At 76.1% G+C, this 5,895-nt stretch carries 5 protein-coding genes; all 5 read left to right on the plus strand.

Annotated elements, in window-relative coordinates; translation table 11 throughout:
• Nucleotides 1-1,076, plus strand: a 1,076-nt coding sequence (locus OTB20_RS09385; RefSeq protein WP_267816336.1) for an ADP-ribosylglycohydrolase family protein, incomplete at its 5' end; no start/stop codon positions are given.
• The gene (locus OTB20_RS09390; protein ID WP_267816338.1) at nucleotides 1,073-2,791 is read left to right on the plus strand and encodes an ADP-ribosylglycohydrolase family protein; all 1,719 of its coding nucleotides are present in this window, start codon (nucleotides 1,073-1,075) and stop codon (nucleotides 2,789-2,791) included. The genes OTB20_RS09385 and OTB20_RS09390, both read left to right, overlap by 4 nt.
• Complete coding sequence (gene rbsK, locus OTB20_RS09395; protein ID WP_267816340.1) at nucleotides 2,788-3,693, plus strand: ribokinase; 906 nt, start codon at nucleotides 2,788-2,790, stop codon at nucleotides 3,691-3,693. The genes OTB20_RS09390 and rbsK overlap by 4 nt, the downstream gene beginning before the upstream one ends.
• Nucleotides 3,690-4,907, plus strand: coding sequence for a CaiB/BaiF CoA transferase family protein (locus tag OTB20_RS09400; protein ID WP_267816342.1), 1,218 nt, complete (start codon nucleotides 3,690-3,692; stop codon nucleotides 4,905-4,907). The genes rbsK and OTB20_RS09400 overlap by 4 nt, the downstream gene beginning before the upstream one ends.
• Nucleotides 4,904-5,725 (plus strand): HpcH/HpaI aldolase/citrate lyase family protein, encoded by an 822-nt coding sequence (locus OTB20_RS09405; RefSeq protein ID WP_267816343.1) that lies wholly within the window; start codon nucleotides 4,904-4,906, stop codon nucleotides 5,723-5,725. The genes OTB20_RS09400 and OTB20_RS09405 overlap by 4 nt, the downstream gene beginning before the upstream one ends.
• Nucleotides 5,726-5,895: the final 170 nt, after the last annotated feature.

A 5,895-nucleotide genomic window follows, 5' to 3' on the forward strand; every position in this document is an offset into this window, starting at 1 on the left:
GCCCGGTGGAGGGCTGGACCCCGGAACAGATCGTGGAGCGGCACGGCGGCCGGGTGCGCGGCATCGTCGGTCCGTGGCACGAGGACTGGCGTACGGCCCGCCCGATCGCCCCGTACCACAAGGGCGATGGGCACGTCACCGACGACACCCTCATGACGCACGCGCTGGTACGGGTCTACGAGGCCGTACGGGACCACCTGGACGCGTACGCGATCGCCGAGCACCTGGTCCCGGACCTGATGACGACCCCCCGCTGGATCCCGGAACTGGAGGCGGACGCCCTCCCCCTCCAGCGGATCTTCCTCGCCGAGAAGTGGATCGTGACGCGGCTGCACTACGCGCACGCCGACCCGCGCGAGGCGGGCAACGGCAACATCGTCAACTGCGGCGCCGCGATGTACGTGGCGCCGGTCGGCCTCGTCAACGCGGGCAATCCGGCCGGGGCGTACGCGGAGGCGCTGGACGTCACGGGCGCGCACCAGTCCTCGTACGGGCGGGAGGCGGCCGGCGTGTTCGCGGCGGCGGTGGCGGCGGCCTGCCTGCCGGGTGCCACGGTGCGCTCGGTCGTCGACACCGCGCTGTCCCTGGCCAAGGACGGCACGCGCGCGGCCATCGAGGCGGTCTGCGAAACCGCGGCCCGCCACCGGGACTTCGAGTCCGCCCTCGCCCCGATCCGCGCGGCGGTCGCCCCGTACGACTCGGTCGGCCCGGACTACCGCACGCCCTCGCTGGGCGCGCGGCGCCCCTCGCGCCTGCACTCCATCGAGGAACTCCCGGTCGCACTCGGCATGCTGCTCGTCGCCGACGGCTGCTACGAGGCCTCCGTGCTCGGCGCGGTCAACTACGGCCGGGACTGCGACTCCATCGCCACCATGGCCGGTGCGATCGCGGGCGCCCTGTCGGGCGAGGCCGCGGTCCCGGCAGCCTGGGCGGAGCGGGTCGCGGAGGCCAGCCGCCTCGACCTGCGCGCACCGGCGGCCGCTCTGGCCGCGGTGACCCGGGAGGTCTTCGCCCGCGACCACTCCCGCCGCCGCTCCCACGAAGCCGCCTTCGCCGCCTTGACGGCCTCCCGATGACGGCGACCTGCGCCGGCCCGGTCGGCGCCCCCGCGCACCCTCCGGACCCCCCGGACCCCTGCGGCGGCCCCGTCCGGCTGACCTGGGTCCAGCCGGAGGACCTGGTGGGCCACGAGTTCCGCCAGGCCGCCGAGGACGGCCGCGCACAGGCCGCGGAGCCGCTGCTCCGCGTCTGGCTCTCAGCGGGCGGCCACCTCGCCCCCACCCACGCGGGCGCCTCCCCGACCCCGGCCGCGCCCCGGCTCCGTGCCCTGGCCACCGACCTCCTGACGGCCCTCGACGCCCTCCCCCGCCCCTGGGCCAACACCGAACCGGACCCCTGGCCCCCCGCGACCACCACCCGGCCCGAGGGCGGGGCCGGAGCCGGAGCCGGAGCCGGGGCCAGGGCCGGAGGCTGGATCGGGGCCGGGGCTGGGGCCGGGGCCGGCTTCCCCGGCGCAGCCCCAGGCCCAGCCCCGGCCCCCCACGCCCGACCCGGCGCAGCCCCCACCGCACGCCCCGGCGGGAGTCCGCACCCGGTCGCCGGTCCCGGTGCTCCGGGCAGCCCGGCCGGAGCAGCGGGCCCCGAAGGTCCTGCCGCCCAGTCCGGTACCGGCCCCCGGGCTGCCGCCCCCGGCGGTGTCACGGCCCGGCGGGACGCAGCCCCCGCCGTCGACAGCGCGCTGCGCCGCAGGCTGGAGGCCGCCTGGCTCGGGCGGGCCGTCGGGTGCGTGCTCGGGAAGCCCGTGGAGAAGCTGCCCCTGCACGGGATCCGGGCGCTGGCCAGGGCCGCGGGGAACTGGCCGCTCGACGACTGGTTCACGGAACGCGGCGTACCACCGGAGGTACTCGCCGCGCACCCCTGGAACCGCCGCTCCGCGCCCACCTCCCTCGCCGAGAACATCGACGGCGCCCCCGAGGACGACGACCTCAACTACCCCCTCCTCGGCCTGCTCCTCCTCCGGCGGCACGGCAGGGGCTTCACCACCGCCGATGTCGGCCGGCTCTGGCTCGACGAGCTCCCGGCCGGCCGTACGTTCACGGCAGAGCGCGTCGCGTACCGCAATCTCCTCCAGGGGCTGGAGCCCCCGGCCACCGCCACCCACCACAACCCCTTCCGCGAGTGGATCGGCGCCCTCATCCGCGCCGACGTCCACGGCTGGACCAACCCGGGCGCCCCGGCCGCTGCCGCGGCCCAGGCGTACCGGGACGCCGCACTCACCCACACCGGCAACGGCGTCTACGCGGCCCTGTTCGTGGCCGCCGCCACCGCCACCGCGGCCACCGGCCGGGCCGACGTGCACACGGCGCTCCGGGCCGGGCTGGCCGTCGTACCGCCCCGTTCGCGCCTCGCCGAAGCGGTCCGCTCGGGGATCGCCGCGGCCGGGCGGGAACCTGACTTCGATGCGGTCGTCGACCACCTCCACGCCCGCTACGGCCACTACCACTGGGTCCATGCCGTTCCCAACACCGCCCTGATCGCCGCCGCCCTCACCCACGCCGACGGGGATTTCACCCGCTCCGTCTGCCACGCCGTGTCCGGCGGCTGGGACACCGACTCCAACGGCGCCACCGCCGGCGCCCTCGCCGGCCTGATCGCCGGCTCACCCGACGCAGTCCCGCACCGCTGGACCGCCCCGCTGAAGAACCGCCTCGCCACCAGCGTCCCCGGCTTCGACGGCATCGGCTTCGACGCCCTCGCCCACCTCACCGCACAGGAGGCAGCACGCCCATGACGGCCATCGCCGTGCTCGGCAGTACCAACATGGACCTCGTCGCCTACGTCCCCAAGGCCCCCCGCCTCGGGGAGACCGTCACCGGCCGCGCCTTCCGTACCGTCCCCGGCGGCAAGGGCGCCAACCAGGCCGTCGCCGCCGCCCGCTGCGGCGGGGAGGTGGTGATGATCGGCGCGGTCGGGGCCGACGAGTTCGGCGTCCGGCTGCGCTCCGCGCTCACCGCCGCCGGGGTCGAGACGGCGGCCCTGCGCACCGTCGAGGGCGCCAGCGGCACCGCGCACATCACCGTGGACGACGAGGGCGGCAACAGCATCATCGTCATCCCCGGCGCCAACGCCCTCGTCACCTCCCTGGAACCGGGCGACGCCGCCCGCATCGGCGCCGCCGACTCCCTCCTCCTCCAGCTCGAGCTGCCCCTGGAGGCCGTGCTCGCCGGCGCGCTGGCCGCCCGCGCCCACGGGGTACGGACGATCCTCACCCCGGCCCCCGCCCAGCCACTGCCGGCCGAGCTCCTGGCCGCGACGGATCTGTTGGTGCCCAACGAGCACGAGGCCGCCGCGCTCACCGGGCTCACCGACGTCCGCCTGGCCGCGGCGGCCCTGCTCCAGGACGTGCCGGAGGTGGTCGTCACCCTCGGCGCGGCCGGGGTCCTCTACGCCGCCCGCGGCCGCGAGCCGCTGACCCTTCCCGCGCCGCGGGTGGAAGCCGTGGACACCACCGCCGCCGGAGACACTTTCGTCGGCGCGCTCGCCGTGGCCCTGGGCGAGGGCCGGCCCGTGCCGGAAGCCCTGCGCTGGGCATCGGCGGCCGCCGCCCTATCCGTACAGCGTCCCGGCGCCCAGGACTCGATGCCGACCCGTAAGCAGACCGACGCCTTCGCCCTCTCCGGAGCCGCCTCGTGACCCCCACCGGCCAGGGCGCCCACGGCGGCGCCGCGCCCCTGCGAGGACTGCGCGTCCTCGACCTCGCCACCCTCTTCGCCGGTCCCCTCGCCGCCACCCTCCTCGGCGACTTCGGCGCCGAGGTCGTCAAGGTCGAGCATCCGACCCGCCCCGACCCCTCCCGTGGCCACGGCCCCGCCAAGGACGGCATCGGCCTCTGGTGGAAGCTGCTCGGCCGCAACAAGCGGACGATGACCCTCGATCTGTCCACCCCGGGCGGCCGGGACACCCTGCTGCGCCTCGTCGCCACCGCCGACGTCGTGATCGAGAACTTCCGCCCCGGAACGCTGGAGCGCTGGGGCCTGGGCTGGCCCGAACTGTCCGCCGCGAACCCGCGGCTGATCCTGACCCGCGTGACGGCCTTCGGCCAGCAGGGCCCGTACGCCCACCGCCCCGGCTTCGGCACCCTCGCGGAGGCGATGAGCGGCTTCGCGGCGATCACCGGGGAGCCGGAGGGGCCGCCGGCCCTGCCGCCGTTCGGGCTCGCGGATTCGATCGCCGCGCTGACCACCGCGTACGCCGTGATGACGGCGCTCGCCGGGCGCGATCTCACCGGGCACGGACAGGTGGTGGACCTGGCGATCATCGAGCCGATCCTGACCGTCCTCGGGCCGCACCCGCTCTGGTACGACCAGCTCGGCTACGTCCAGCCGCGCACCGGCAACCAATCCGCCAACAACGCCCCCCGCAACACCTACCGCAGCCTGGACGGCCGCTGGCTGGCGGTGTCCACCTCCGCCCAGTCGATCGCCGAGCGCGTGATGCGGCTCGTCGGCCGGCCCGAGCTGATCGCCGAGCCCTGGTTCGCGACCGGCTCCGGCCGGGCCGGTCACGCGGACGTCCTCGACGAGGCGGTCGGCGGCTGGATCGCCCGCCACAAGGCGGACGAGGTGACGGCCGCGTTCGAGGAGGCCGAGGCCGCGGTCGCGCTGGTCTACGACGTACGGGACGTCATGGCCGATCCGCAGTACGCGGCCCTGGACACGATCACCGAGGTCGAGGACCCGGAACTGGGCCCGATCCGCATGCAGAACGTCCTCTTCCGGCTCTCCGAAACCCCGGGCTCCATCCGCTGGGCGGGCCGCCCGCACGGCGCGGACACCGACGCCGTCCTCGCCGAACTCGGCCTGTCCGCAGTCGAGATCACCGCCCTGCGCACCGAAGGAGCCCTGTGATCCTGACCTGGCTCTACGTACCCGGCGACCGCCCGGCGGTGGTCGCCAAGGCCCTGCTCGCGGGGGCCGACGCCGTCATCGTGGACCTGGAGGACGCGGTGTCGGCCTCCCGCAAGGAGTACGCCCGCCGCGCCACCGCCGAACTGCTCGGCGACCGGCACCCGGTACCGGTCCACGTGCGCGTCAACGCCCTGGACTCCCCCTGGGGCGGCGCCGACCTCACCGCGCTCGGCGGGCTACGGGGCCTCGCCGGACTGCGCCTGCCCAAGATCGGCGCGCCGGAGCAGGTCGCCGCCACCGCCGACCGCGCCCCCGGGGTGGCCCTGCACGCCCTGCTGGAATCGGCGATCGGAGTGGAGCGGGCCTACGAGATCGCCCGCGCGCACCCCGCCCTGCGCGGGCTGTCCCTGGGCGAGGCCGACCTGCGGGCGGATCTCGGCGTCACCGCGGAATCGGGGCTCGACTGGCCGCGTTCCCGGGTGATCGTCGCGGCCCGCGCGGCCGGGCTCGCGCCGCCGGCCCAATCGGTGTTCCCCGACATCCGGAACCTGGAGGCGCTGGCCACCTCCTGTGCCCGGGGCCGCTCGCTGGGTTTCCTGGGGCGGGCGGCGATCCACCCGCGCCAGCTCCCGGTGATCGAGCGCGCATACCTGCCAGGCCCTGCGGAGGTCAGCGCGGCCGAGGAGATCATGGCCGCGGCCCGCCGCACCCCGGGCGCGGTGGCCCTCCCCGACGGCCGCTTCGTCGACCCGGCGATGCTGGCCGGCGCGGAACGGGTGGTCGCCCTGTCCCGGCGGGACGCACCAGTACTCTCTTGACCAACGAGCTTCGGCGCGCGCGGAGTCGGGGATTCACATGGCAGTCCTGAACGTGCACGGGCGCATACTGCGGGCGGACGCGCGGCGGGTGGACCGCACGTGCGCTTCCGGTTCTGATCGCGCGGCTGCCGCGCCGCTGAACGGAAAACGGGAGGGGCGCCGCGCGGATG

It is taken from the genome of Streptomyces sp. H27-H1, from assembly GCF_026627445.1.
In the GTDB taxonomy this organism is placed as follows: Bacteria; Actinomycetota; Actinomycetes; order Streptomycetales; family Streptomycetaceae; genus Streptomyces.